Source organism: Isoptericola croceus, from assembly GCF_029382255.1.
Taxonomy (GTDB): domain Bacteria; phylum Actinomycetota; class Actinomycetes; order Actinomycetales; family Cellulomonadaceae; genus Isoptericola; species Isoptericola croceus.
The window spans coordinates 271,503-297,808 of record NZ_JARLLG010000004.1 but is presented as its reverse complement, the minus strand read 5'-3'; the positions used below and the strand labels follow the sequence as shown (position 1 = coordinate 297,808).

Here is a 26,306-nt window from a genome sequence, read left to right as displayed (position 1 = left end):
GGGCGCCGTTCCGGGCCCCCGGGGGGGGGGCGGGGCGGCGCCCCCCCCCCCCGGGGGGGGGGGGGGGGCCCCCCCCGGCCCCCGCCCCGTCGTCGTCTACGCTGACACCCGATGGAAAAGCTGCAGATCACCTCGGCGACGCCCAACTCGGCGCTGCTCGACCTCCCCTGGCGGCAGCCGCTGGCAGGCTGGCCCGCCGACGTGCTCGCCGCACTGCCCCGCGGCATCTCCCGGCACGTCGTGCGCTTCGTGCGCCTCGACGGCCGGGTGCTGGCGATCAAGGAGACCAGCGAGTCGATCGCGTTCCGCGAGTACGAGATGCTGCGCCAGCTGCGCAAGCTCGAGATCCCCTCGGTCAAGCCGGTCGGCGTCGTCACGGGGCGGCTCTCCGACTCCGGTGAGCAGCTCGAGGCCGCGCTCGTCACCGAGCACCTGGCCTTCTCGCTGCCGTACCGCTCGGTGTTCAGCCAGGCACTGCGCGACGAGACCGCGAACCGGCTCATCGACGCCCTCGCCGTGCTGCTCGTCCGCCTGCACCTGACGGGGTTCTTCTGGGGCGACGTCTCGCTGTCGAACACCCTGTTCCGTCGAGACGCCAACCAGTTCGCGGCCTACCTGGTCGACGCCGAGACCGGCGCCCTGCACCGCGAGCTCACCCATGGTCAGCGCGAGTACGACCTCGAGCTCGCCCGGGTCAACATCATCGGCGAGCTCATGGACCTCGCGGCCGGCGAGCTGCTCGACGAAGAGGTCGACGAGATCGGGATCGGCAACTCCCTCGTCGAGCGGTACACCGAGCTGTGGCAGGCGCTCACCGGGGTCGAGGCCTTCCACGCCGACGAACGCTGGCGGATCGCCGCTCGCATCGATCAGCTCAACGAGCTCGGGTTCGACGTGGGCGAGCTGTCGATCACCACCGACATCGACGGCACCACGGTGCAGATCCAGCCCCAGGTGGTGGACGCCGGGCACCACTCGCGGCGGTTGTTCAAGCTGACCGGGCTCGACGTCCAGGACAACCAGGCGCGTCGCCTGCTCAACGACCTCGACTCCTACCAGGCAGCGACCGAGCGGCAGGAGGACGACGAGCAGCTCGTCGCGCACGACTGGCTGCAGAACGTCTTCCACCCGACGATCCGGGCCGTCCCCCGCGAGCTGCGCCGCAAGCTGGAGCCGGCACAGCTGTATCACGAGATCCTCGACCACCGGTGGTACATCTCCGAGCAGGCGCAGCGCGACGTGCCGATGCCCGAGACGGTGGCCTCCTACGTGGAGAACGTGCTGCAGCACCGCCCCGACGAGAAGGCGATCCTCGGCCTGACCCCCGGCGAGGAGGCCGAGGCGGGACCCGAGGCGGACTACTTCCACTACGCCGCCGCGGACCCGGACGACGATCCCGCGAGGTAGCGTGCGCTACCTCGCGGGTAGTCGCGCTACCTCGCGGGAAGGTGCGCTACCTCGCGGCGCGGGCCTGCGCGACCTCGTACAGCGCGATGCCCGCCGCGACACCGGCGTTCAGGGACTCCACGGCCGAGGCGATCGGGATCGACGCGACCGCGTCGCACGTCTCGCGGACCAGGCGCGAGAGGCCCTTGCCCTCGGAGCCGACCACGATCACCAGAGGGTCCGTCGCGAAGGCCAGGTCACGCACCGAGGTGTCCCCGCCGGCGTCGAGCCCCACGACGAACACCCCGGACTTCTTCAGCTCGGTCAGCGCCCGCGCCAGGTTGGTCTCCTTGGCGACCGGGACGCGCGCCGCCGCTCCGGCGGAGACCTTCCACGCCGATGCCGTGACCGAGGCCGAGCGCCGCGACGGGACCAGCACGCCGTGCGCCCCGAACGCCCCCGCCGAGCGCAGCACGGCGCCGAGGTTGCGGGGGTCGGTGACGGAGTCGAGCGCCACGATCAGCGGTGGTTCCCCGGCGTCCGCGGCGGCGTCGAGCAGGTCCTCGACGTCCTTGTACTCGTACGGCGGCACCTCGAGCGCCACACCCTGGTGCACGGACCCCTCGGTGAGCTGGTCCAGCGCACCGCGCGAGGACTCCAGCAGGCGTGCGCCGCGGATCGAGGCGAGCTCGAGGATCTCGCGCGTGCGGTCGTCGTGGTCGAGACGCTCGGCGATGTGCACCGCGGTGACCGGCGCCTGCGTGCGCAGCGCCTCCAGCACGGCGTTGCGGCCGGCCACGACCTCGGCGCCGCCGGTCGCCTTGCGCGTCCCTCGGGCCACGCCCTTGCGCGCACCCTGCGCGCTCTGCGACTCCTGCCGCTTCTCGGCGGCGACCTTCTTCTTGTGCGCCGGGTGGTAGGTGCGGTCCTCGGCCTTCGGCGTCGGTCCCTTGCCCTGCAGCGCCTTGCGGCTGTGACCGCCGGTGCCGACCTGTGCGCCCTTCTTGGTGCTTCCCTTGCGCTTCGCGCCGGGTCGCTGCGAGTTGCCCGCCATCAGCTGTTCTCCTCCGTGGTGGACAGCGCCCAACGGGCACCGTCCGGTGAGTCCTGCACGACGACACCGGCCGCGGCCAGGCGGTCCCGGATCGCGTCGCTCGTGGCCCAGTCCTTCGCGGCGCGCGCGGCCGCGCGCGCCTCGAGCTCCGCCTGCACGACGGCGTCGAGCGCGTCGGCCACCTTCGTGTCGGCCGCGCTGGCCCACCGCGGGTCGGCCGGGTCGAGGCCGAGGACGTCCAGCATCCCCCGCAGGGCGACGAGCGCGACGCGTGCGCCGTCGTCGTCCCCCGCGGCGAGCGCCGAGTTGCCGGTGCGCAACGTCTCGTGCACGACGGCGAGTGCGGCCGGGACGTTGAGGTCGTCGTCCATCGCGGCCTCGAACGCAGCCGGCAGCGGCGCCGCGGCGATCTCCGCCCGCGACGCCTCACCGACGCGCTCGGACGCGCGGGCGACGAACCCGCCGAACCGCTTCCAGGTGGTCCGTGCCTCGTCCAGCGTGTCCGGACCCCACTCGAGCATCGAGCGGTACTGGACCGCGGCGAGGGCGTACCGCACGACGGGTGCCGGGGCCTTCTCGAGGAGCTCGCTCATGAGCAGGCCGTTGCCGAGCGACTTGCTCATCTTCACGCCCTGCTGGGTCACCCAGGCGGAGTGCATCCACCGGTCGGCGAACCCGTAGCCGGCGGCGCGGGACTGCGCCTGCTCGTTCTCGTGGTGCGGGAACCGCAGGTCGAGGCCGCCACCGTGGACGTCGAACGACTCCCCCAGGTAGCGGTGGGCCATCGCCGAGCACTCGAGGTGCCAGCCGGGCCGACCCCGGCCGAACGGCGTGTCCCAGGCGGCGGTCGCGGGCTCACCGGGCCGCGAGGCCTTCCACAGCGCGAAGTCGTGCGGGTCACGCTTCTCGGTCGCGGCGGCGTCGTCCGTGGACTCGGGGTTGAGGTCCTCGAGCCGCTGCGTGGTCAGCTCGCCGTACGCCGGCCAGGATCGGACGTCGAACCAGACGTTTCCGGGACCCGTCGTGTAGGCGTGCCCTCGCTCGACGAGCCGTTCCATGAGGTCGATCATCTGCGGGACGTGCTGGGTGGCGCGCGGCTCGTACGTGGGCGGCAGGACGCCGAGCGCGTCGTACGCGGCGGTGAACTCCCGCTCGTAGACGGCGGCGTGCGCCCACCACTCGACCCCGGCCGCGGCGGCCTTGGTGAGGATCTTGTCGTCGATGTCGGTGACGTTGCGGATGAGCGTCACGTCCAGGTCCTTGCGCAGGAGCCAGCGGCGCAGCACGTCGAACGCGATGGCCGGGCGCAGGTGGCCGACGTGCGGCGACGACTGCACGGTCGCGCCACAGAGGTAGATGCCGACCTTGCCCGGGGTTCGAGGGACGAGCTCGCGCACGGTGCGCGTGGCGGTGTCGTACAGGTGCAAGGTCACCGGTCCAGGGTACCGGCCTGGCCACCGCTCCACGGTGCCGGCCTGGCGCCACCCGACGTGGCCTCCCGCACGTCAGCCGAACGTGCGGCCCTCGCCCCGGTAGGTCGGCACGGTCTCGACGACCTCGTCGCCCCGCACGAGGTGCACGGAGGCGAACCGCTCCATCAGCTCGCCCGCCTTGGCGTGCCGGAACCACACGCGGTCACCGGCGTGCAGCGGCCGGCCGCCGCGCCGTCGCATCGGGGTCTGCACCTCGCCGGCCGCCTCGCGCCGCGTCAGCGACCATCCGGGCGTGACGAGCCGCGGCAGCCGCGACGGACCTGCCGGCCCCGAGGCGATGTACCCGCCCCCGAACGCCGTGGCCCAGCCCGGCGCCGGGGTGCGCACGACGTCGAGCCCGAAGAACGCCGACGGGCGCTGGGTCACGCTGCGCGTCCCGTCGAACGTGCCGGGGACGAACAGGCCGGACCCTGCGGTCACCTCGGTCACCCCGGTGCCGGCCGCGGACGTCTCGAGCGACCCGGTACCGCCGGCGTTGACGAGCTCGACGTCGTGCCCGACGGCGGCGCGCACGGCCGCGAGGATGCTGCGGCGACGCCGCTCGACATCCGGGACGGACAGCGCCTTGACGACACGGACCGCGGGGGTGTCCGGCAGGCCGGCGACCTGCGCCTCGTAGAACATCAGCCCGCGCAGCCGCAGGCCGTCGGCGCCGGAGACCTGGGTCGCGAGCCCCGCGACCTGCTCCGGGGTGCGCAGCGGTGAGCGTCGGGTACCCAGGTGGAGCCGGAGCCGACCCACGCCCACGCGGAGCGACGAGTCCACGTCGAGGCACACCGCCACCGCCGGGCCGGGGCCGGCTTTCTCCAGCGCCGCCTGCGCGAGCGCGAGCTGGGCGGCGTCGTCGACCATCAGCGTGATCTCCCGGCGGGCGACCGGGTCGGCGGCGAGCCGGGCGAGCGCACCGGTGTCGGCCGTGGGATAGCCCAGGAGGACGTCGCGCGTACCGGTGGCGACGAGCCACAGGGCCTCGTCCAGGGAGTAGGCCATGACGCCCGCGAACCCCGCGTCCAGGGCTCGGCGGACCAGCGAGCGCACGCGGACCGACTTGGCGGCGACGCGGACGGGGGTGCCGCCGGCACGCCGGAGCAGGCCCGCCGCGTTGGCGTCGAACGTCTCGAGATCGACGACGGCGAGCGGCGCGGGCAGACCGGTCGCCGCCCTGGTCAGCCGCTCGATCACGCCCATGCACGCACGGTACACCGGCCGACCGGGACCGACATGGCAGAGTGTTCGCCGTGACGTTCACCACGTGGGGGCGGACCTACTCCGCCGTGCCGGCGCAGCGTGCGACACCGCGCGACGAGTCCGAGCTGCGGACGCTGGTGGCCCGCGCCGCGGAGGCCGGGCTGGCGGTGCGCGCCGTCGGCGCGGGGCACTCCTTCACCGACGTGGCCGTGACCGACGGGCTGCTGCTCAGCCTCGACCACCTGCGCGGACTGGAGTCGCTGCAGCGACTCCCCTCGGGCGAGGCCCTGGTGACGGTCGGCGCCGGCACGCGGCTGTTCGAGCTGAACCGGATCCTGGACGCGCACGGCCTGGCGATGCGGAACCTCGGCGACGTCGACCGGCAGTCCGTGGCCGGCGCGATCTCCACGGGGACGCACGGCACCGGCGCGCGCCTCGGGGGCCTGGCGACACAGGTGCGCGGTGTGCGGCTCGTGCTGCCCGACGGTGCGGTGCGCACGGTGACCGACGACGACCCGGCAGGCTCGCCGGAGCGCGTGCTGTTCGAGGTGGCCCGCCTGGGCCTGGGCACCGTGGGCGTGCTCGCGGCGGTGACGCTCGAGGTCGTGCCGGCCTACCTGCTCCGCTCGACGGAGGCCGTGCGGCCCTGGCGGGAGGTGGTGGACGGCTACGACGAGCTCGTGGCACGCCACGAACGGGTCGACGCCTACTGGTTCCCGGGGACGGACCGGATGCTGACCTGGTGCAACGATCCCCTGGACCGCTCGGAGGCTGCCGACCACGCCCGGCAGCTCGAGGGGATCGGCGGCACGGCACGACGGATCGGCGCAGCGGGCCGGACCTTCCTCGACGAGGAGGTCCTGGCCAACGGCGCCCTGGGCGTCGCCATGCGCCTGGCGTCCGCCGCACCGCGATGGGTGCCACGGATCAACCGGGTCAGCGCCGCCACGCTGGGCGACCGCACGCACGTGGCGCCGTCGGACCGGGTGCTGGTGACGCGGCGGCGGGTGCGCTTCGCGGAGATGGAGTACGCCGTCCCCCGGGAGGCGTTGCGCGAGGTCCTGACCGACCTGGCTGCCTGGCTGCGCACGTCCGGTGAGCCGGTCCCGTTCCCGGTAGAGGTGCGTTGCGCAGCGGCGGACGACGTCTGGTTGTCGACGGCACGCGGACGGGCCACGGCGTACGTCGCGGTGCACCAGTACCACCGGATGCCCCGTGAGCGGTACTTCGCCGCCGCGGAGGAGATCTTCGTCGCGGCGGGCGGGCGCCCGCACTGGGGCAAGCTGCACACGCGCACCGCTGCCGACCTGGCCGAGCACTACCCGTTGGACGACGTCGCGAGCGTGCGTGCCGTCGTCGACCCCGGCAGGGCTTTCCGCAACCCCTACACGGACCGCGTCCTCGGACCCCCATGATTTGTTGTGGGCTCGATTTCTGGCCCGTTTTGTCCGCTGAAGCAGGACAAAACGGGCCAGAAATCGAGCCCACAACGCCTAGGGGGTGGGGGCGACGAGGGCGGTGGCGAGCGCCGCTACCCCTTCGCCGCGACCGGTGAGGCCCAGGCCGTCGGACGTGGTCGCGCTCAGGGACACCGGGGCGCCGGCCGCCTGCGACAGCACGGCCTCCGCCTCGGCGCGGCGCGGACCGAGCCTCGGCCGGTTCCCGACCACCTGGACGGCGACGTTGCCGATCTCGAAGCCCGCGGCCCGGACCCGGCGCGCGGCCTCGGACAGCAGCGTCACGCCGCTCGCCCCAGCCCACTCGGGCTCGCTCGTGCCGAAGTGGGAACCGAGGTCGCCGATGCCCGCCGCGGAGAACAGCGCGTCCGCCGCAGCGTGCGCCGCGACATCGGCGTCCGAGTGGCCGGCCAGCGCGCGCTCCCCCGGCCAGTGCAGCCCGCCCAGCCACAGCCCACGGTCCGAGCCCTCCGGGGCGAACGCGTGCACGTCCACGCCGACGCCGGTGCGCGGCAGGGCGCTCATCGTTCCTCCAGGCACTCGTCCAGCATCAGGGTGGCGACCGCGAGATCGCGCTCCGTGGTGATCTTCAGCGCCGCCGGCTCACCGGCGACGACGTGCACCGGCTCGCCCAGCGCCTCGACCAGGCCGGCGTCGTCGGTGGCGGCGAGGTGCTCGGCGGTAGCCCGCGCCGCCCCCTCCGCGTGCGCCCGCACCAGGAGCCCATGCTCGAACCCCTGGGGCGTCTGCACCGCCCGGAGCACGCTGCGGTCCGGGGTGTCGACGACACGCTCCACCACCGGCTCGCCGGCGGCGGTGCGCCCGGCCGGGGATCCGCCGTCGGGCAGCACGCGCTTGATCGTGTCGGTGACGGGCAGACCGGGGACCACGGCGCCATGCCCGCCACGGACGGCCGCCACGACGCGCCGGACGAGCGCGGGCGGGGTGAGCGGCCGTGCGGCGTCGTGCACGAGGACGACGTCCGTCCCCGGCCCGGCGAGCGCGAGACCGGCCGCGACGGAGGCCTGGCGCGTGGCGCCGCCGTCGACCACCTGCAGCTCGAGCGCGAGGGGGCCGACGGCGGCACGCACCTCGGCGCTGCGGCCGGGAGGCGCGGTGATGACGAGGGCGTCCACCACGCCGGAGTCCACCAGCGCTCGGGCCGCGTGCGCGATCATCGGCAGCCCACCGACCTCGACGAGCGCCTTGGGGACGTCACGGCCGAGCCGCGTGCCGGACCCGGCCGCGGTGAGGATCGCGAGCGTCGTCAGGAGGCGAGCACCTCGTCGATGATGGCGCCGGCCTTCTCCTCGTCGACACCCTCGGCGAGGGCGACCTCGGACTCGAGGATCTGACGGGCCTTGGCGAGCATGCGCTTCTCCCCCGCGCTCAGGCCACGGTCCGCGTCACGGCGCGACAGGTCGCGCACGACCTCGCCGACCTTGATCACGTCGCCGGACGCGAGCTTCTCGAGGTTGGCCTTGTAGCGCCGCGACCAGTTGGTCGGCTCCTCGGTGTACGGGGCACGCAGGACGTCGAAGACCCTGTCCAGCCCCTCCTGGTCGACCACGTCGCGCACGCCGACGAGATCGACGTTCTCGGCCGGGACCTCGATGGTCAGGTCACCCTGGGCGACCTTGAGCTTGAGGTACATCTTCTCTTCACCACGGATCTTGCGTACCTTGACCTCTTCGATCAGCGCGGCACCGTGATGCGGGTAGACAACCGTCTCGCCTACTGTGAACGTCATCTGTAGATGTCCCCTTTCCCAGTCGCCGAGTCTATCACGGCGAAGGGTTAAGTCCCCCTGCCCGCACGGTCTCACCAGGCCACCTTTGGCAGCATCACTGCAGGTCAGCGCCCTGTGCGGGGACGCATTAGAGGTCGGTCGCCCGACCCCACTAGGATGACGCCGGGCGTACTGCGCCCTCCCATCCGTGAAAGAACCGCGTGCACGAGACCTGCCCTCCGCACGCACCCTCCAGCCGAAGGAGAGCACGTGGCCCGCTCCGCCCGTCCTGCCCGTACCACCCTCGCCGTCGCGGGCGCCGCCGCAGGAGCGCTGCTGCTGGGAGCATGCGCGCCGATCACGACGCAGCTCCCCTACGCGCCGTCGGACGGTTCCCGTGTCGACTTCGACGACGCCGACGTACGCGGCCTGAACCTCATGGTCCTCTCCGCCGCCGAGGGCGAGCAGGGCGTCGTGCTGGGCGCGCTCGCCAACCAGTCGGCCGAGGACGTCGAGTTCATCCTCACGACGCCGGGGGCCGAGCCCGTGAGCATCCCGGTGCCCGCGCGCGACACCGTCTACCTGGGCACCGAGGGCGGCACGGACGTCATGCTCGGCACGATCACCACGATCCCGGGCGGCAACCTCCAGGCCACGCTCTCCGCAGCCGGCGCGACCAAGGACTTCTACCTGCCCGTCCTCGACGGCACCCTGCCGGAGTACGCCGAGTACCTGCCGTGACCCCCGGGTGCGCGAGCACCCGTCAGACGGCCCAGAAGGCCCTTCCCACGCACTGAGCGCGGGAAGGGCCTTCTGCGTGTCTCGGCGAGGCCCCGGGGATCACCCGAAGCGGCCCGAGACGTAGTCCTCGGTGGACTTCTGGGCCGGCGCAGAGAAGATCGTCGACGTCTCGTCCATCTCGATGAGCTTGCCCGGCTTGCCGGTCCCGGCGATGTTGAAGAACGCGGTCCGGTCGCTCACGCGCGCCGCCTGCTGCATGTTGTGCGTGACGATGACGATCGTGTACTCGCTCTTCAGCTCGCCGATCAGGTCCTCGATCGCGATCGTCGAGATCGGGTCCAGGGCCGAGCACGGCTCGTCCATCAGGAGCACCTGAGGCTTCACCGCGATGGCGCGGGCGATGCACAGCCGCTGCTGCTGACCACCCGAGAGGCCGGACCCCGGCTTCTCGAGGCGGTCCTTCACCTCGTTCCACAGGTTGGCGCCGTGCAGCGAGGACTCGACCAGGTCGTCCGCCTCAGCCTTGGAGATCCGCTTGTTGTTGAGCTTGACGCCCGCCAGCACGTTGTCGCGGATCGACATCGTGGGGAACGGGTTCGGCCGCTGGAACACCATGCCGACGTTGCGGCGTACCGCGACAGGGTCGATGTCGGAGCCGTACAGGTCCACGCCCTCGAGCTCGACGCTCCCCTCGACACGCGCTCCAGGGATCACCTCGTGCATGCGGTTGAGCGTGCGCAGGAACGTCGACTTGCCGCAGCCGGACGGGCCGATGAAGGCCGTCACCGACTGGGGCTCGACCGTCATCGAGACGTCCTGCACGGCGAGGAAGTCGCCGTAGTAGATGTTCAGGTCTTTCACGTCGATGCGCTGTGCCATCGTTACTTCCTTCGTGTGAGCTGCGGCAGTACGGCGGACCTGCGCGTCAGCGCAGCTTCGGGGAGAACCAACGGTTCACCAGTCGACCGAGGAGGTTGAGGGTGAGGACGATCACGATCAGCACGAGCGCGGCGCCCCACGCGTTCTGGAACGCGATGTCGGCGACGCACGTCGCCGACTCCCCGGCGGGACACGGGGCGTACCCCTGCTGGTACTGCCGGTAGGTGAACACCGGCAACGTCATCATGCGCCCCTCGAAGGGGTTGAGGTTGATCGAGTCCGTGACGCCGACCGTCACCAGCAGCGGCGCCGTCTCGCCGATCACCCGGGCGACCGCGAGCAGCACGCCGGTGGTCAGGCCCGCGACCGAGGTGCGCAGGACGACCTTGACGATGGTCAGCCACTTCGGCACGCCGAGGGCGTACGCGGCCTCGCGCAGCTCGTTCGGCACGAGCTTGAGCATCTCCTCGCACGACCGGACGACCACCGGGATCATGAGCACCGAGAGCGCCACGGCACCGACGATCCCCATCCGGACGCTGGGACCGAGGAAGAGGGCGAAGAGCGAGAAGGCGAAGAGCCCGGCGACGATCGACGGGATACCGGTCATGACGTCGACGAAGAACGTCACCGACCGCGCCAGCCAGCCCTTGCCGTACTCGACGAGGTAGATGGCCGTGAGGATCCCGACGGGCACCGAGATCAGGGCCGCGATCCCCGTGATGATCAGCGTTCCCATGACCGCGTGGTAGATGCCACCACCCGGGTCGCCGCCGAAGATGTTGCGCATCGAGAGGCTGAGGAAGTCGATGCTCATGCGGCCGACGCCCTCGACCGTGACGGTCCACAGCAGCCAGGCGAGCGGGACCATCGCGATCGCGAAGGCGAACCAGATCAGGCCCTGCATGATGCGGTCCGTGCGACGACGGCCGGGGTCGGCCGCGGTGAGCAGGGCGCGCGTCCGCGCGGAGGAGTCGGTGGCGTTGGTTCCGGTCACGGCGCTCATCAGTTGGCCCCCGAGAATTCCTTGCGGCGCGAGACGATCCAGCGCGCGGTCATGTTGACGGCCAGCGTGATGACGAACAGGGCCAGCCCGGTCGCGATCAGCGTGTTGATGCCCAGGCCGGTCGACTCCGGGAAGTCCGCCGCGATGTAGGCCGCGATCGTCTGGTGCTGACCGGCGGCGAGGATGTCCAGGCTGTAGGAGAAACCGGGCGACAGGATCATCAGCACCGCCATCGTCTCGCCGAGCGCGCGACCGAGGCCGAGCATCGCCGCCGAGATCACACCGGAGCGGCCGAACGGCAGCACGGCGGTACGCACGACCTCCCACCGGGTGGCTCCGAGCGCGAGAGCCGCCTCCTCGTGGAGCTTGGGCGTCTGGAGGAAGACCTCGCGGGAGACGGCGGTGATGATCGGCAGGATCATCACCGCGAGCACCACCCCGACGGTGGCCATCGCACGCCCCGTGGTGGACGCCTGCCCCCCGTACAACGGGACCCAGCTCAGGTTCTCGTTCAGCCACAACCAGAACGGCGTCAGCACGGGTGCCAGGACCAGGAATCCCCACAAGCCGTAGACCACCGACGGGATCGCGGCGAGCAGGTCGACCAGGTAGCCGAGCAGCTGCGCGAGGCGCCGCGGGGCGTAGTGCGAGATGAACAGCGCGATGCCGATGGCGACCGGCACGGCCAGGCACAGCGCGAGCACCGCGGCGAGCAGGGTGCCGAAGACCAGCGGGCCCACGTACGCCAGGAGGGACGTGTCCGCCGGGAAGCGGGGGACGGACGTCGCGAGCTGCTCGCCGCCCGCCGTGATGGCCGGCCACGCCTGCCAGAGCAGGAACAACGCGACCGCGGCCAGGACCACGAGGATGGTGATACCGGCCCCGTGGGAGATCCAGCGGAAGGCGCGGTTGAAGCCGCGGTCGGACGACCGCCGTCGGCGGACCGGGCGGACGCCCGCCCGGGGCGGGCTGTCGGTGATGGTCACTCGGATTCCTCGCTCATGCTGTGTGCGCTGCTCTCGTCTCTCTGCACTCGAGGCCGACGGCGGTACCGGTGGCCGGGTGGAGCGTCGCGGTCGACGCCCCACCCGGCCACCGGCACGCACCCGGCCCTGTGGGGATCAGCCCGCGGAGATCGACTCGATGCCGGGCAGGATGGCCTGGCGGATCGTGTCGGAGAGCGGCGCGGAGCCCGCGGCGTCGGCCGCAGCCTGCTGGCCCTCCTCGCTGACGAGGTACGTCAGGAAGCCCCGGACGAGCTCGGCCGTCGCCTCGTCGGCGTAGGTCGTGCAGGCCAGGGAGTAGGAGACCAGCGCGATCGGGTACGTGCCGGGGATGTCACGCTCGAGCTCGATCGTGTAGACGAAGTCGCTGGTGCCCTCGGTGCGCGGCGACTGGGCCACGACCTCGGCGGCGGCCTCGGCCGAGTACTCGACGAACTCGTCGCCCACCCCGACCGCGACGGTGCCCAGCTCGGCGACCTGGGAGGCGTCGGCGTAGGTGATGGTGCCCTGGCCCGCCTGCACCGCGCCGACGACACCGGAGTTGCCCTGCGCGGACTCCTGGCCGTCGACCGGCCAGACGCCGGACGGCTCGGCCGTCCACACGTCCGGCGCCGCGACGTGGAGGTACTCCTCGAAGTTCTCCGTCGTGCCCGACTCGTCCGAGCGGTGCACCACGGTGATCGCGGTGCCGGGCAGGTCGGCGTCGGGGTTGTCCGCGGCGATCGCCTCGTCGTCCCACGAGGTGATCTCCCCGAGGAAGATGCCGGCGATGGTCTCCGGCTGCATGTTCAGCGAGTCGATGCCGTCGAGGTTGAAGGCGACGGCGACCGGGCTCACGTAGCCGGGGAACTCGATGACGCCACCCTCGCCGCACTGGGCCTCGGCGGCGGCGAGCTCCTCGTCGTCCAGCGCGGCGTCCGAGCCGGCGAACTTGTACGAGCCGTCACCGAAACCGGTGCGGCCGCCGCCCGAGCCGACGGGGTCGTAGTTGATGGTCGCGTCCGGGTTCGCCTGCTGGAACCCCGCACGCCAGGCATTCATCGCCGCCTCCTGCGACGAGGCGCCTCCGCCCGAGAGCTGGCCGGCGAGCGATGCCATCTCCTCGCCGGAGTCCGTCTCCGTCGACTCCGCGGCGCCGTCGCCCGACGCGGAGTCCGCAGGCTCCGGGTCCGAGCCGCACGCGGCGAGGCTCAGAGCAAGCACGCCGACGGCGACGGCAGATCCGGCACGAGTGAATCGGCTGAGGTTCACGAGTCGTCCATCCTTCACGCATTGGTGGCACCGGCGACCGCCGGCGTTCGTGAGGAACGCTAGGGAGGCCAGGTGGCCCGGCGACCAGGAGCAGGTGAACGACGCATGAACAGCCGACGGCCTGTTGGCGAGAACGCCTCAGGACTCGTCGTCGGCCAGCTTGTAGCCCAGTCCCCGCACCGTGAGCAGGAGGGTCGGAGACCCGGGGTCCGACTCGATCTTCGACCGGATCCGCTTGACGTGGACGTCGAGCGTCTTGGTGTCGCCGACGTAGTCGGCGCCCCACACGCGGTCGATGAGCTGGCCGCGGGTGAGCACCCGTCCGGCGTTGCGCAGCAGCAGCTCGAGCAGGTCGAACTCCTTGAGCGGCAACGAGACCGCCGCACCGTCCACCGCCACCGTGTGCCGCTCCACGTCCATGCGGACCGGGCCGACCTCGAGGACCGACTCGCCGTCGTCGTCGTGGCCGTTGCCCCCGCTGTCGATGCTGCCCGCACCGCGGCGCCGCATCACCGCACGCATCCGCGCCAGGAGCTCGCGGAAGGAGTACGGCTTGGTGACGTAGTCGTCCGCGCCGAGCTCCAGCCCTACTACCTTGTCGATCTCCGAGTCCTTGGCGGTGAGCATGATGATCGGCACGTCCCCCCGCTGCCGCAGCTCACGGCACACCTCCGTGCCGCTGAGGCCGGGGAGCATGAGGTCGAGCAGCACGAGGTCCGCACCGCCGTCGTCGAACCTGTCCAGCGCGTCGTTGCCGTTCGACGTCGCCACGACCTCGTAGCCCTCACGGGTCAGCTGGTACGTCAGCGGGTCGCGGTAGGACTCCTCGTCCTCGACCACCAGGATGCGCGTCACGCGCCTACCTCCTCGTTCGTCGGGCCGTCCGGCCCGGGCTCTTGGTCACCGGCGCGGCCCGGCCTGCGGGACGTGTCCGGATCGTGGGTCAGCTCGTCGGTAGGGTCGTCGGGCGAGCCCGACGAACCGGTCGGCAGCTCGCCGGCCGGAAGGTCTGCAGCGGGGATCCGCAGGGTGAAGGTCGAGCCCTTGCCGGGCTCGGACCACACCCGCACGTCCCCGCCGTGGTCGGCGGCGACGTGCTTGACGATGCTCAGTCCGAGCCCTGTCCCGCCGGTGTCGCGGGAGCGTGCGGGATCGACGCGGTAGAAGCGCTCGAAGACACGCTCCTGCACCTCCGCGGAGATCCCGATGCCCTGGTCGACGACATCGATCTCGACCAGGCCTCCCCGCTCGTGCACGCCGACGCCCACGCGGGTGTTCTCCCCGGAGTAGGACACGGCGTTGTCCAGCAGGTTGCGCACCGCGGTCACGAGCAGGTTGTGGTCGCCGAAGACGACGCAGTCCGCCGAGCCTCCCACGGTGATGGTGATGTTCTTGCCCTGTGCCGTCGTGCGGGCACGGTCGACGGCCTCGTCGACGACGTCGCGCACCGGGACGGGACGGACCTCCTGCAGCGCACCCGCCACCTGGAGGCGAGAGAGCTCGATGATCTCGTGCACCAGGGCGGACAACCGGTGCGCCTCCGCCTGCATCCGCATCGTGAACCGCCGGACCGCGACCGGGTCGTCCGCGGCGTCCTGGACCGTTTCCGCGAGGAGGGCGAGCGCTCCGACCGGCGTCTTCAGCTCGTGGGACACGTTGACGACGAAGTCACGTCGGATCGCCTCGACCCGACGCGCCTCGGTGCGGTCCTCGGCGAGGACGAGCAGCTTGTCGAGCCCCAGTGCCGCGACCCGGACCTGCAGCAGCACGGTCCCGGAGCCGATGGGGCCGCGCGGCAGCTCGAGCTCCTCCTCGCGGATGACGCCGTCGCGCCGTACCTCCCGCACCATGTCGACGATGGCCGGGTGCACGAGGGCGTCGTTGCGCACGACGCCGAGCGCGTACGCGGGCGGGGAGGCTCGGATCACCTCGTCGTCGTCGTCGAGCACCACGGCGGCCGAGCGCAGGACGGACAGCACCCTCACCAGCCCGCTGTCGAGCTCGGCCGTCCCCGCGTCGGCGTCGCGGCGCTGTGCACGGTCCGAGAAGCGGAAGGCCAGGGCAGCGACCAGCCCGACGACGACGCCGAGCACGCCGGCGACGACGGCGGTCGCACCCTGGATGATTCCCTCCACACCCTCAGCCTAGGTCGCGCGGAAGCCTCTGCCGCGCCAGGGTGCCTCCTGCTCCCAGACGTGTCGTCCACTGTTCACCTGTGGACCTCGCCACGTTCACCTGAGAGTCTGGGCCGGCTGCGAGAGTTGCTCAGCACCTGAATTCGAGAGGACACCCATGCGAGAGATCTTCGACGCCGAGCTGCAGCAGATCGGTGAGGGACTGGTCGAGATGAGCCGGCTGGTCGAGTCCGCGATCACGCGGGCCGGCGCCGCCCTGCTCGACGGCGAGCACCAGCTCGCACAGGACGTCATCGCCTCCGACCACGACATCGACCGGCTCGAGAAGGAGCTGGACGAACGTTGCGTCCACCTGCTGGCACAGCAGGCGCCCGTGGCGACCGACCTGCGGATCGTCATCAGCGCACTGCGCATTAGCGCCACCCTGGAGCGGATGGGCGACCTCGCCCGGCACGTCGCCGAGGTCGCCCGCGGGCGGTATCCGGCGCCGGCCGTGCCGCCGTCGGCCCGCGAGACGTTCGTGGGCATGCACGAGGCCGCGGCGCTCGTGGCACGCCGCACCACCGAGCTGCTCGCGACCCGCGACATCGCGCTGGCCGTCGAGATCGAGCAGGGGGACGACGCCCTCGACCAGCTCCACCAGGACACCTTCGCGGCCACGCTGTCCCCCGACTGGACCGGTACCGCCCAGGAGACCGTCGACGTGACCCTGCTCGGCCGCTACTACGAGCGGTTCGGCGACCACGGCGTCTCCGTGGCCCGACGCATCACGTTCCTCGTGACGGGTGACTTCGGCGTGGAGCACCCCTCCGCCGTCGACTCCTGAGCAGCAGAAGCACCCTTCCCGGCCCGCAGGTTCAGCGCGAAACTGCGGGCCGGAACGCGTGCGAGACCCGCACGCGACGCTCCGGGTCCATGAGGATGTCGACGCCGTCGACCCACTGCTCCACGGCCCGCAGCGCCGCACCGTCGCCGGCCACCTCCCGCAGGGCCTTCGGGACGTCTCGCACACCGCGGTACGGCCGGCCGTAGAACGGCTCGGTGGCCGGGCCCTCTGGTGCGGGCAGCCCGATCACGCGCTGCCGTTCCAGCACCGCATCGCAGGCCGCGGCCAGCGCGGAGTCCCGCTCCTGCCACGTCGTCGCCGCGAGCGCCCGGGCCAAGGGCTCGCCGGCGGACTCTGCCGACGGCGTGGCCGAGAACGCGGTCCCGAGCCACTTCGGGTACGGCGGCCACCGCCGCTCGAGGAGCAGGCCGAGACGCATCACGCTGCCCACGAGGCGCGCCGCGAGCACGCGCGACCCCAGGTCGTCGCCCCGCGACCCGGTCCGCCCGACGAACTGCAGCTCCTGGCCGAGTCGCTCCCACTCGGCCGCGAGCACCCGGAGCCAGATGTCGTGGGGATACCAGCGCAGCCGCTCACGGAGGGCGGTGATCTCGCCGGGACCGTCGACGAAGACGGCACCGGCGGTCACCTCCAGGACGGACTGGCCGGTCAGCGCGAGCCAGTCGGCCGCTGCCAGCTCCCTCGTCGCGTCGATGCCGAGCCGGGAGCGCGCGAACTCGGCCGCCGTCGCGACCTCGACCCGGTGCCGGACGACGGGTTCCCATGTCGTCGCGAACCGCGTCGGCAGGCCGCGGTAGGTCTCTGGCAGTGCCTCGGCGAGGTGCTCGTCCACGGCCGCGACGTCGTCAGCGCCGACCAGCAGGGTCAGACGCAGGCCCCAGTCGTGGTCGCGGGACGTGGCGTCGTCCAGACCGAGGACGTCCGAACCGCTGCCGAGCCTCGCCGCCGCGTACGGCAGGTCGGGGCGCCACGCCGTCAGCACCGGCCCCACGACGTCGACGTAGTAGTGCCGGGCCAGCTCGATGCCGGACATTTCCTCCGTGATGTCCACGGCGCCATCGTGCCACGGCGTCTCGACGCAGGACCTGACGACGACGGCGACGGACCCCCGGTGGGGTGCGTCGCCGTCGTGCGGGTCGGTCGGTGCGACCGCCTGGCTACTTGCCCTGGTTGGCCACGGCCGCGATGGCGTCCTTCGCGGCCTCCGGGTCCAGGTAGGTGCCGCCCGGGTTGGTCGGCTTCAGGGTGTTCTCGTCGAGCTCGTACACGAGCGGGATGCCCGTGGGGATGTTGAGCCCGGCGATCGTGTCGTCGTCGACCCCGTCCAGGTGCTTGACGAGCGCGCGCAGCGAGTTGCCGTGCGCGGCCACGAGGACCGTCTTTCCGGCCCGCAGGTCGGGGACGATCTGCGACTCCCAGTAGGGCAGGGCGCGGTCGAGGACCTGCTTGAGGGCCTCCGAGCGCGGGATCGGCTCACCGGCGTAGCGCGGGTCGGCGTCCTGGGAGAACTCCGAGCCGAGCTCGATGTCCGGCGGCGGCACGTCGTAGGAGCGCCGCCAGAGCATGAACTGCTCCTCGCCGTACTGGTCGCGGACCTGCTTCTTGTCCTTGCCCTGCAGGTCGCCGTAGTGGCGCTCGTTGAGGCGCCAGCTGCGCTTGACGGGGATCCAGTGGAGGTCCGCGGCGTCGAGCGCGAGGTTCGCCGTCGAGATGGCACGGCGCAGCAACGACGTGTGCAGGACGTCAGGCAGGACGTCGGCCTCCTTCAGGAGGGTGCCACCGCGCTTCGCCTCGGCGGTGCCCTTCTCCGACAGCGGGACGTCGACCCAGCCGGTGAAGAGGTTCTTGGCGTTCCACTCGCTCTCGCCATGGCGGAGCAGCACGAGGGTGTAGGTCATGCGTCCATCCTGCCCTGCCCCCGGCGCCGGGCGCACCATCGGCCGGATCGCGGACGTCAGGCGTCCGCGCGCTCCAGGACGAAGACGGGGATCTGCCGGTCGGTCTTCTTCTGGTACTCGGCGTAGTCGGGCCAGACCGCGACCGAGCGCTCCCACCACACCGCCTTCTCGTCACCGGTGACCTCGCGGGCGACGTAGTCGTGCTTCTCCGCACCGTCCTGCAGCTCGACCTGGGGGTTCGCCACGATGTTGTGGTACCAGACGGGGTGCTTCGGCGCGCCGCCCATCGAGGCGACGACGGCGTAGGAGCCGTCGTGCTCGACGCGCATCAGCGGCGTCTTGCGCACCTTGCCGCTCCTGGCGCCGACGGTCGTGAGGATCACGACCGGCTTGCCGTTGAGGGTGGTGCCCTCGGTACCGCCCGAGGACTCGTACCTCTCGACCTGCTCGGCGGCCCAGGTCGACGGGCTCGGGACGTACTCTCCGGTGATCGGCATGACTGCGGCAACGCCGCCCGGTGGCCGGCACATTCCCGAGACTCCTGCGCGCTACCTCGCGGGGGGGTGCGCTACCTCGCGGGGGGTTGCGCTACCTCGCGTCGCGGGCCTTGCCCGCGTGGTCGTACACGTCCAGCATCGCGGCAGCCGCCCGGTCCCACGAGAAGCGCTCGCTCGCCCGCCGAGCACCGGCGGCCAGCCGCGCAAGCCGTGCGTCGTCCGCCAGCAACGCGCTCAGCTCGCGCGCCCAGGTCCACGGGCTGTGGCCGTCGACCAGCACCCCGGAGACGTCGTCGACGACGACCGTCTGCAGGCCGCCCACGGCCGCCGCCACGACCGGTGTCCCGCACGCCTGCGCCTCCGCCGCCACCAGCCCGAACGACTCGCTGTGCGACGGCACGGCGACGACGTCCGCCGCCCGGAACCAGTCCGCGAGCTCGTCCTGCGGCACCGGGGGACGCACGTCCAGGTGGTCGGTGACCCCCGTCTGATGGGCGAGCGCCTCGAGCTCGCGCACGGCCGTCGGTCGCCCGCTCGCGCCCCCGAGCACCACGAGGCGCGGCAGCGGGCCGCCGCCCGACGAGCCCACCGGGTCCGCGTGGTCGGCCATGACGCCGAGCGCCCGTACCAGCACGTCCGGACCCTTGAGCAGCTGGACCCGACCCGCGAACAGCACCACGGGCCGGTCCGTGGGCAGGCCGAGCCGCTCGCGCAGCGCGCGGCGAGCCTGCGCCGTCGCCCCCGTGGGCGGGCCGAGGGGCGCGAACTCCTCCAGGTCGACGCCGGGCGCCACCACGTGGACCAGGTCCGGGTCGGCCCCGCAGTACCGGACGAGGTCGTCGGCCTCCTCCCGTGTCGAGGCGACGAGCGCGTCGGCCGCCTCGACCACCTGTTCCTCGCCGATGACCCGGCCCTGCGGCTCCGGGACGTCCCCCGGTGCGAGCGCCGCGTTCTTCACGCGCGCCATCGTGTGCATCGTGTGCACCAGGGGGACGTCCCAGCGCTCGGCCGCCAACCAGCCGACCTGGCCCGACAGCCAGTAGTGCGCGTGCACGACGTCGTACCAGCTGGGCGGGCGGTGGGCCTCGGCACGCAGCACACCGGCCGTGAACGCGCAGAGCTGCCCCGGGAGGTCGTTCTTGTCGAGACCCTCGTAGGGACCGGCCGCCACGTGCACCACCCGGATGCCCGGCTCGACGTCCACGACCTTCGGCTGCGCCGACGTCGTCGCCCGCGTGTAGATCTCCACCTCGGCGCCCCGCCGTGCCAACGCCCGGGACAGCTCGAGGACGTAGACGTTCATGCCGCCGGCGTCACCTGCTCCGGGCTGGTCCAGCGGCGAGGTGTGGACCGACAGCATCGCGACCCGTGGACCGGGCCGGTTCCCGGCGGTCACCGCTCGACCAGGACGCACGCCGGCGGGGTCGCCCACGGGACGCGTGCGACGATCTCCCCGCTGCCGGAGGCGCCGAGGCGCACCGCGACGAGCTCGCTCGTCCCCTGCAGCGCGACGACCACGACCTCGCCCCCGGGACCGTCGACGACCTCGTGGTGCCGTGGCCAGCCTCCGTCGCCGAGCGCGACGTCGGCGAGGTACGAGATCTCCGGGCTCGCGCCGTCGGTCACGGCATGGACCGCCAGGACGTCCGCGCCACGGATCCCCACGTGCAGCCGCGTGCCGTCGCCGCTGAGCGTGATGTGGCCGCCGAGGTCCTCGCCGGCCGCGGCGCCCGGTGCGAGCGGGACCCTGCCGGAGGGCTCCCAACCGCCGTCCGACGGGACGAGGACGTGGAGGTGCGCGTCGAGCTCGCCGACCACGACCAGCGCGCCGCTCGGTAGCACGACCAGGTGCCGCGGACCGGTCCCGGCAGGGAGCCGTGCCGCGACGTCGTCCCCGGCCGCCCGGCCCGGGCCGGCGTCGACCGGGTACCGCCGGATCAGGTCTGCCCCGAGGTCGGTGACGAGCACCTCGTCGCCGAGGACCGTGACCTGGTGGGCGTGCGGGCCCTCCTGCCGGTCGGCGACGGGACCGGAGCCCGACCCTGCGTGCAGTGCACGGCGGTCCGGCACGGGCGTACCGTCGTCGGTCACCCCGACCACCGTCGCGATGCCGTCACCGTAGTTGGCGACCCAGACGGCCCCCGATGTCGCGGCGACATAGCACGGGTCGTCTCCTCCCGTGGTCAGCCCGTCGAGCGGGGCGAGCGTCGCGTCGTCGGAGACGCGCCATGCCGCGAGACGCCCTGGCGCCGTCTCCGACACCGCATAGAGCACCGCGGTGTGCGGGTGCCGCGCGAGGAAGGACGGCGCGGCGGCCTCGGCCACGAGCTCTGCCGTACCGAGGCTGCCCGTCGCCGGGTCGACCTCGATCCGCCAGACGCCCTCCCCGGTGCCCGGGGTGCTGCTCGCCGGGTAGGTGCCGACCCAGAGGGTCCGGCTGCGCGTGGAGTTCATGGGTCCAGCCTAGGTTCCGCTCGCGCACCAGCGCCGCTCGGCGTGGCCGCGGACAGCACCGCGCCCCGGCCGGGGCTGATCCGACCGGGGCGCAGGCTGGTTTCGTACGGGTCAGTGCGCGGCCTCGAAGGCCTCCAGGATGCGACCCGGGATGCGGCCACGGTCGTTGACCTTGTGGCCGTTGGCACGAGCCCACTCGCGGATCTTCTGGAGCTGCTCGCGGTCGGTGCGGCCCCGGCGCGATGCTCCGGAGGACCGCGGTGCGGACTTCGCCGCCGTCTTGCGGCCGTGCCCGATCCACTGGGCCAGGGCCGCACGCAGCTCCGCGGCGTGCGCCGTAGAGAGGTCGATCTCATACGACACGCCGTCCAGCGCAAAAGTGACGGTCTCGTCACCGTCGCTGCCGTCGATGTCGTCGATCAGCACGACCTGTGTCTTCTGAACCACGCTGTCACCCTCCGGTGCCTCGAATTGTCTGAACGATTCGAGCATGCACGAACGGAGAATGAAAAGTCAACTCGTCGCGCAGAGTGTTTGCATTTCGTGACCGATCATTCAGCGGGCGTATTTTCCGCCGCGGCCCTCGCCTCGGCGTCATGGCGCTCGAGAGCAGCCCGCTCGTTCCGGTCGGCCCGGATGATCTTTCGCATGACCAACCAGAAGAGGAGACCGACTCCGATGGAGGGGATCAGCCCGGCGATCACAGCCCAGAGCGTACTCATGAGCGGTCCTCTCAGTGGGTCGGCTTGACGAGCGGGAACAGAATGGTCTCGCGGATACCGGCACCCGTGAGTGCCATGAGCAACCGGTCGATGCCCATCCCCATTCCACCTGCCGGTGGCATCGCGAACTCCATCGCCGTCAAGAAGTCGTCGTCGAGCCGCATGGCTTCGTCGTCGCCGGCGGCCGCGAGCCGCGCCTGGGCCTCGAACCGCTGGCGCTGGATCACCGGGTCCACCAGCTCGGAGTACGCCGTGGCGAGCTCGAAGCCCCGCACGTAGAGATCCCACTTCTCGACCTGGCCGGGCACGCTGCGGTGGTCACGCGTCAGCGGAGAGGTCTCGACGGGAAAGTCTCGGACGAAGGTCGGCGCGTGCAGCTGATCGCCCACGTGGTGCTCCCACAGCTCTTCGACGAGCTTTCCGTGGTTGACCTTCTTCGGGTCGACCGAGATCTCCGCCTTCTCGGCCAGCACCGTCAGGTGCTCCACCGGCGTCGCGGGCGTGATCTCCTCGCCCAGTGCCGCCGAGAGGGAGTCGTACATCTTGATGTCGTCCCACTCGCCGCCGAGATCGTACTCGGTGCCGTCGGCCAAGGTGACCAGCGTGGTACCGAGGACGTCCTCGGCGGCTTGCTGCACGAGGTTCTTCGTGAGCTCGGCCATCGTGTCGTAGTCGCCGTAGGACTCGTACGCCTCGACCATCGCGAACTCGGGCGAGTGGGAGGAGTCGGCACCCTCGTTGCGGAAGTTGCGATTGATCTCGAAGACCCGCTCGACGCCTCCGACGACCGCCTTCTTCAGGAAGAGCTCGGGAGCAATCCGGAGGAAAAGGTCCATATCGTAGGCGTTCATGTGCGTCTCGAAGGGCCGCGCGGTCGCGCCCGAGGCGACCGACTGCAGCATCGGCGTCTCGACCTCGAGGAAGTCGCGGCGGTGGAAGTTCTCCCGCAACGAGCGCACGACGCCGGCACGCACCCGCACCATGTCGCGGGCCGCGGGGCGGGCGATGAGGTCCACGTACCGCTGGCGGACGCGCGCCTCCTCCGACAGCTCCTTGTGCAGCACCGGCAGCGGGCGGAGCGCCTTGGCCGCCATCTGCCACGCGTCGGCGAAGATGCTCAGCTCGCCACGGCGGGAGGCCCCGACGCGGCCGTGGACGAACAGGTGGTCACCGAGATCGACGTCCGACTTGAAAGCGGCCAACGACTCCTCGCCGACGACCTTCTGGCTGAGCATCGCCTGCAGCCGGTTGCCCTCGCCGTCCTGCAGCGACACGAAGCACAGCTTGCCCGTGTTGCGCAGGAAGACCACGCGCCCCGCGACGCCGACGAGATCGTCCGTCTCGACCCCGGCCTCGAGGTGCCCGTACCCGTCGCGGACGGCGGCGACGGTGCTGGTGATCGGCAGGTTGACCGGGTACGCCTCCCCACCTTCGGCGAGGATGCGGTCACGCTTCTCACGGCGGACGCGCAGCTGCTCGGGCAGGTCGTCGGGCACGTCGTCGGACACAGGTGAGGCGGAGTTCTCGGGGGTTGTCACCGTTCGATTCTACGGGCGTCGCCGCACCAACCCGCCGCCCCTGCCGCCCGCCCGTACCGCGCGTCAGACCAACGAGACCCGGCGGTTCCAGGAGCGCGCGGTCCACCCGAGGCACACCAGCGTGCTGAGCAGCAGCGCCGGCAGGAAGCCGATCGGCATGACGTCGGCCGAGCTGCCGGCGACCATCTCCGCGAAGAGGTCGAACCGGACGATCCCGAGCTGGTCACCCTCGACACCGACCGCCAGCGGCACGGCGGCGAACGAGACGAAGGTGAGGACCTGGGTGACGAAGTACACACCCAGCCAGACCAGGATCGGGCCACCGACCCCCAGCCGGTTCAGCGGTGCCTCGCTGCCGATCGAGGCGGCGAAGAAGTACTGGGCCGGCCAGATCAGGACGAGGGCGACCAGCAGGACCACCATGGCGACGACGGCCCAGGCGGGCGCCATCTCGGTCAGCAGCGCCCAGCCCTCGCGCAACGGCCTGAACAGGTCACCCCGCTCGACAGCGACGCCGCGGGCCAGGAGCGGCGACACCGCGAGGACGAGGCCCACGCTCAGGGCGGCCCCGGCGAGCGAGACGAGCCAGGCCCAGACGATCTTGGCCCAGTAGATGGAGGACCCTCTGACCGGCAACGTCTGGGTCAGGTAGCCCATCCGGCCGTAGCTGGACTGCCAGTAGACGACGGCCAGCAGGATCTGTGCCGCCGGGACCACCGCGAAGATCGCACCCATCGCGAGCACCAGCCCGAAGGGGGCGAGCGCCGGCCAACCGGTCGCGGCGAACAGTGCGCCGACGACGGCCACGAGAACGGCGACCCCGCCTACGAGCGCGAGCATCGCGCGGGTCCGCAGGAGCTCGTGCTTGAGGAGAGTGATCATGAGCTGTACACCTTCCGGAAGATCTGGTCGAGGCTGGCTCCGTGCTCGGCGCGCAGGTCGTCGACCTCACCGGTGAGCACCACCCGGCCGTGGCGCATCATCACGACCGAGTCGAGCGTGGTCTCGAGGTCGTGCACCAGGTGGGTGGCGACGAGCAGCAGCGAGCCGGGTTCGAGGTTGCCGAGGATGCCGTCGAGGATCCCCTCGCGAGCGGCCGGGTCGACGCCCGAGATCGGCTCGTCGAGCAGGAAGACCTGCGCCCTGCGCGCCATGGTGAGAGACACCTGCACCTTCTCGCGCATGCCCTTGGACATCTCCTTGAGCCGCATCGACTCGTCCAGCCCGAAGGAGGCGATCATGTCGCGCGCCTTGTCCACGTCGAAGTCGGCGAAGAAGTCGGCGAACAGGTCGAGGCAGTAGCGCACCCGGACCTGGTCCGGCAGCCCGCTGCGGTCCGGCAGGTAGGAGACGATCGCCTTCGACTCGGGGCCGGGGGGATGCCCGCCCACCCGCACCTCACCTCTGTAGTCCGCGTACACCCCGGCAAGGGTCTTCAGGAGAGTCGACTTGCCACAGCCGTTCTCCCCCAGGAGGCCGATGATCCGGCCGGCGGGCAGGTCCAGGTCGAGGCCGTCCAGCGCGGTGCGGGGGCCGTACCGGACGGTCAGGCCACGGACGCTGACCAGTGCGTGCTCAGGCGTCATCGCGCTCTCCTGGTGCGACCGGGCCGTGGGTGTGGTCGTCATGGGTCCATCTCTCCTCGATGAGTTGCCGCGCCTGGGCCTGGGGCATGCCGAGTCCTCGCGCTCGACGGACGTAGTCGTCGGCGATCCGGCGTGCGAGCTCGGCGCGGAGGGTGTCGATCCGGGGCACGTCGGAGGTGACGAACCTGCCGGCGGTGCGCTCGGAGCGGCACAGCTCCCGGCGATCCAGCTCAGCCAGCGCCCGTTGGACGGTGTTCGGGTTGACCCCGAGCTCGGAGGCCAGCTCGCGGACGCCGGAGATCCTGCTGCCTGCCTGCCACTGCCCGGTGACGATGCGCCGGGAGAACTCCGTGACCAGCTGGTCCCAGATGGGCGAGCTGGTGTCGAACTCCACGCCACACCTCCTGTATCACTGTACTAAGACCTTAATACAGTAACACGACCGTCTCGCCCGGGGGCCGTTGCCCGGCGACGGCCGGTACCGTGTCGCCGTGAGCACGCCCGAGAGCCACCTGCCCGTCCACGCGTCACCCTCCGCCGTCGACCCCGGCCTCGACGCCGGCTGGGTCGCACGCACGGTCGAGACCGCCCTGGCGGAGGACCTGGGCCCCGCGCCCGGCCGGGACGTGACCACCCAGGCCACCGTCCCGCCGTCGGCCACCGGCACCGCCGACCTGGTCGCCCGCGAGGACGGCGTCGTCGCGGGCCTCGTGGTGGTCGCGGAGACCCTCCGGCAGACGGCCGAGCGGCTCGGCCTGCCCGTCCCCGAGGTGACCTTCCACGCCCAGGACGGCGCCGTCGTCGTGCCCGGACAGGTGCTGGCCACGCTGACGGGTCGCACCCAGGTGCTGCTGGTGGCCGAACGGACGCTGCTCAACCTGGCCTCGCGGGCCTCCGGGGTGGCCAGCGCGGCCGCCGCCTTCACCCGCGAGCTCGCGGGCACCGGCGCCCAGGTGCTCGACACCCGCAAGACGACACCCGGCCTGCGGGCGCTGGACAAGTACGCCGTGCGCGCCGGCGGCGGGACGAACAAGCGCATGGGCCTCTACGACGTCGCCATGGTCAAGGACAACCACGTGGTCGCGGCCGGCGGCGTGGCGGCCGCGATCCGTGCGGTGCGGACCACGTTCCCCGACGTGCTCGTCCAGGTCGAGGCCGACACGACCGCCCAGGCCATGGAGGCCCTCGACGCCGGCGCCGACTTCCTCCTGCTGGACAACATGGCGACGCCGGTGCTCACCGCCACCGTGCGGGCGGTGCGGGACCGCGAGGGCCGCGACGGCGTGCCGGCGCACGTCGAGCTGGAGGCCACCGGCAACCTCACGCTCGACCGGGCGCGGGAGGTCGCGTCCACCGGTGTGGACTACCTGTCGGTCGGGGCGCTGACGCACTCCGCGCCGATCCTCGACCTCGCGCTCGACCTGCGGGACTGAGCGCTACC

The 26,306-nt window shown here is 72.0% G+C and carries 28 protein-coding genes; 5 read left to right on the top strand and 23 right to left on the bottom strand.

Going from position 1 to position 26,306, the window contains the following annotated elements; all coding sequences use genetic code 11:
- Positions 1-111 precede the first annotated feature (111 nt).
- Positions 112-1,407, top strand: a complete 1,296-nt coding sequence (locus PZC42_RS12030) for a DUF4032 domain-containing protein (RefSeq protein WP_277211364.1) — start codon at positions 112-114, stop codon at positions 1,405-1,407.
- A gap of 46 nt (positions 1,408-1,453) precedes the next feature.
- On the opposite strand, the gene rlmB is transcribed toward PZC42_RS12030, so the two are convergent.
- From rlmB to PZC42_RS12015, 3 genes are all read right to left on the bottom strand, one after another.
- On the bottom strand, positions 1,454-2,440 hold the full coding sequence (gene rlmB, locus PZC42_RS12025; RefSeq protein ID WP_277211362.1) for a 23S rRNA (guanosine(2251)-2'-O)-methyltransferase RlmB: 987 nt from the start codon (positions 2,438-2,440) through the stop codon (positions 1,454-1,456).
- Entirely contained in the window at positions 2,440-3,873 is a 1,434-nt protein-coding gene (gene cysS / locus PZC42_RS12020; RefSeq protein ID WP_277211360.1) for a cysteine--tRNA ligase, read from the bottom strand. Before cysS ends, rlmB begins: the two co-directional genes overlap by 1 nt.
- A gap of 72 nt (positions 3,874-3,945) precedes the next feature.
- The gene (locus PZC42_RS12015; protein WP_277211358.1) at positions 3,946-5,121 is read right to left on the bottom strand and encodes an alanine racemase; all 1,176 of its coding nucleotides are present in this window, start codon (positions 5,119-5,121) and stop codon (positions 3,946-3,948) included.
- 50 nt (positions 5,122-5,171) lie between these two features.
- On the opposite strand from PZC42_RS12015, the gene PZC42_RS12010 reads away from it, so the two are divergent.
- Positions 5,172-6,536, top strand: a complete 1,365-nt coding sequence (locus tag PZC42_RS12010) for a D-arabinono-1,4-lactone oxidase (RefSeq protein WP_277211356.1) — start codon at positions 5,172-5,174, stop codon at positions 6,534-6,536.
- 78 nt (positions 6,537-6,614) lie between these two features.
- On the opposite strand, the gene ispF is transcribed toward PZC42_RS12010, so the two are convergent.
- The 3 genes from ispF to PZC42_RS11995 are packed head-to-tail and all read right to left on the bottom strand — an operon-like array spanning position 6,615 to position 8,328.
- A complete protein-coding gene (gene ispF / locus PZC42_RS12005) occupies positions 6,615-7,103 on the bottom strand; it encodes a 2-C-methyl-D-erythritol 2,4-cyclodiphosphate synthase (protein WP_277211354.1) in 489 nt (162 codons plus the stop codon).
- Positions 7,100-7,849, bottom strand: a complete 750-nt coding sequence (gene ispD, locus PZC42_RS12000) for a 2-C-methyl-D-erythritol 4-phosphate cytidylyltransferase (protein ID WP_277211389.1) — start codon at positions 7,847-7,849, stop codon at positions 7,100-7,102. Before ispD ends, ispF begins: the two co-directional genes overlap by 4 nt.
- Positions 7,846-8,328 carry a CarD family transcriptional regulator gene (locus tag PZC42_RS11995; protein WP_277211352.1) on the bottom strand — a complete coding sequence of 161 codons (483 nt, stop codon included), beginning with the start codon at positions 8,326-8,328 and terminating at the stop codon, positions 7,846-7,848. Before PZC42_RS11995 ends, ispD begins: the two co-directional genes overlap by 4 nt.
- A 249-nt stretch (positions 8,329-8,577) precedes the next feature.
- Between PZC42_RS11995 and PZC42_RS11990 the strand changes: the two genes are divergently transcribed.
- Positions 8,578-9,048 carry a hypothetical protein gene (locus tag PZC42_RS11990; protein WP_277211350.1) on the top strand — a complete coding sequence of 157 codons (471 nt, stop codon included), beginning with the start codon at positions 8,578-8,580 and terminating at the stop codon, positions 9,046-9,048.
- Between the two features lie 99 nt (positions 9,049-9,147).
- On the opposite strand, the gene pstB is transcribed toward PZC42_RS11990, so the two are convergent.
- The 6 genes from pstB to PZC42_RS11960 all read right to left on the bottom strand — a co-directional run bounded on the left by pstB (position 9,148) and on the right by PZC42_RS11960 (position 15,323).
- Positions 9,148-9,927, bottom strand: coding sequence for a phosphate ABC transporter ATP-binding protein PstB (gene pstB / locus PZC42_RS11985; protein WP_277211348.1), 780 nt, complete (start codon positions 9,925-9,927; stop codon positions 9,148-9,150).
- 46 nt (positions 9,928-9,973) lie between these two features.
- Positions 9,974-10,933, bottom strand: a complete 960-nt coding sequence (gene pstA / locus PZC42_RS11980; RefSeq protein WP_277211346.1) for a phosphate ABC transporter permease PstA — start codon at positions 10,931-10,933, stop codon at positions 9,974-9,976.
- Complete coding sequence (pstC, locus tag PZC42_RS11975) at positions 10,933-11,919, bottom strand: phosphate ABC transporter permease subunit PstC (protein ID WP_277211344.1); 987 nt, start codon at positions 11,917-11,919, stop codon at positions 10,933-10,935. The genes pstA and pstC overlap by 1 nt, the downstream gene beginning before the upstream one ends.
- Before the next feature lie 135 nt (positions 11,920-12,054).
- Positions 12,055-13,188 carry a phosphate ABC transporter substrate-binding protein PstS gene (gene pstS / locus PZC42_RS11970; RefSeq protein WP_277211342.1) on the bottom strand — a complete coding sequence of 378 codons (1,134 nt, stop codon included), beginning with the start codon at positions 13,186-13,188 and terminating at the stop codon, positions 12,055-12,057.
- A gap of 138 nt (positions 13,189-13,326) precedes the next feature.
- On the bottom strand, positions 13,327-14,043 hold the full coding sequence (locus PZC42_RS11965; RefSeq protein ID WP_277211340.1) for a response regulator: 717 nt from the start codon (positions 14,041-14,043) through the stop codon (positions 13,327-13,329).
- Complete coding sequence (locus PZC42_RS11960) at positions 14,040-15,323, bottom strand: sensor histidine kinase (protein WP_277211338.1); 1,284 nt, start codon at positions 15,321-15,323, stop codon at positions 14,040-14,042. Before PZC42_RS11960 ends, PZC42_RS11965 begins: the two co-directional genes overlap by 4 nt.
- Before the next feature lie 157 nt (positions 15,324-15,480).
- On the opposite strand from PZC42_RS11960, the gene phoU reads away from it, so the two are divergent.
- Positions 15,481-16,149 carry a phosphate signaling complex protein PhoU gene (phoU, locus tag PZC42_RS11955; protein WP_277211336.1) on the top strand — a complete coding sequence of 223 codons (669 nt, stop codon included), beginning with the start codon at positions 15,481-15,483 and terminating at the stop codon, positions 16,147-16,149.
- A 31-nt stretch (positions 16,150-16,180) separates the two neighbouring features.
- Here the strand turns inward: phoU and PZC42_RS11950 are convergent, their stop codons facing one another.
- From PZC42_RS11950 to PZC42_RS11900, 11 genes are all read right to left on the bottom strand, one after another.
- Positions 16,181-17,221 (bottom strand): DUF4037 domain-containing protein, encoded by a 1,041-nt coding sequence (locus PZC42_RS11950; protein WP_277211334.1) that lies wholly within the window; start codon positions 17,219-17,221, stop codon positions 16,181-16,183.
- A 106-nt stretch (positions 17,222-17,327) separates the two neighbouring features.
- On the bottom strand, positions 17,328-18,068 hold the full coding sequence (locus PZC42_RS11945; protein WP_277211332.1) for a phosphoglyceromutase: 741 nt from the start codon (positions 18,066-18,068) through the stop codon (positions 17,328-17,330).
- Positions 18,069-18,124: 56 nt separating this feature from the next.
- Positions 18,125-18,565 (bottom strand): nitroreductase family deazaflavin-dependent oxidoreductase, encoded by a 441-nt coding sequence (locus PZC42_RS11940; RefSeq protein WP_277211330.1) that lies wholly within the window; start codon positions 18,563-18,565, stop codon positions 18,125-18,127.
- Between the two features lie 91 nt (positions 18,566-18,656).
- Positions 18,657-19,925: a D-inositol-3-phosphate glycosyltransferase gene (mshA, locus tag PZC42_RS11935; RefSeq protein ID WP_277211387.1), complete on the bottom strand. Its 1,269-nt coding sequence runs from the start codon at positions 19,923-19,925 to the stop codon at positions 18,657-18,659.
- A gap of 32 nt (positions 19,926-19,957) precedes the next feature.
- Positions 19,958-21,019: a lactonase family protein gene (locus tag PZC42_RS11930; RefSeq protein WP_277211328.1), complete on the bottom strand. Its 1,062-nt coding sequence runs from the start codon at positions 21,017-21,019 to the stop codon at positions 19,958-19,960.
- A 111-nt stretch (positions 21,020-21,130) separates the two neighbouring features.
- Entirely contained in the window at positions 21,131-21,466 is a 336-nt protein-coding gene (locus PZC42_RS11925) for a histone-like nucleoid-structuring protein Lsr2 (RefSeq protein ID WP_277211326.1), read from the bottom strand.
- Positions 21,467-21,570: 104 nt separating this feature from the next.
- Positions 21,571-21,741 carry a hypothetical protein gene (locus PZC42_RS11920; protein WP_277211324.1) on the bottom strand — a complete coding sequence of 57 codons (171 nt, stop codon included), beginning with the start codon at positions 21,739-21,741 and terminating at the stop codon, positions 21,571-21,573.
- 11 nt (positions 21,742-21,752) lie between these two features.
- Positions 21,753-23,279 (bottom strand): lysine--tRNA ligase, encoded by a 1,527-nt coding sequence (gene lysS / locus PZC42_RS11915; RefSeq protein ID WP_277211322.1) that lies wholly within the window; start codon positions 23,277-23,279, stop codon positions 21,753-21,755.
- Positions 23,280-23,342: 63 nt separating this feature from the next.
- The gene (locus PZC42_RS11910; protein WP_277211320.1) at positions 23,343-24,161 is read right to left on the bottom strand and encodes a hypothetical protein; all 819 of its coding nucleotides are present in this window, start codon (positions 24,159-24,161) and stop codon (positions 23,343-23,345) included.
- On the bottom strand, positions 24,158-24,907 hold the full coding sequence (locus PZC42_RS11905; RefSeq protein ID WP_277211318.1) for an ABC transporter ATP-binding protein: 750 nt from the start codon (positions 24,905-24,907) through the stop codon (positions 24,158-24,160). The genes PZC42_RS11910 and PZC42_RS11905 overlap by 4 nt, the downstream gene beginning before the upstream one ends.
- Complete coding sequence (locus tag PZC42_RS11900; protein WP_277211316.1) at positions 24,855-25,259, bottom strand: GntR family transcriptional regulator; 405 nt, start codon at positions 25,257-25,259, stop codon at positions 24,855-24,857. Before PZC42_RS11900 ends, PZC42_RS11905 begins: the two co-directional genes overlap by 53 nt.
- A gap of 97 nt (positions 25,260-25,356) precedes the next feature.
- On the opposite strand from PZC42_RS11900, the gene nadC reads away from it, so the two are divergent.
- Positions 25,357-26,298, top strand: a complete 942-nt coding sequence (gene nadC / locus PZC42_RS11895) for a carboxylating nicotinate-nucleotide diphosphorylase (RefSeq protein ID WP_277211315.1) — start codon at positions 25,357-25,359, stop codon at positions 26,296-26,298.
- Positions 26,299-26,306 lie beyond the last annotated feature (8 nt).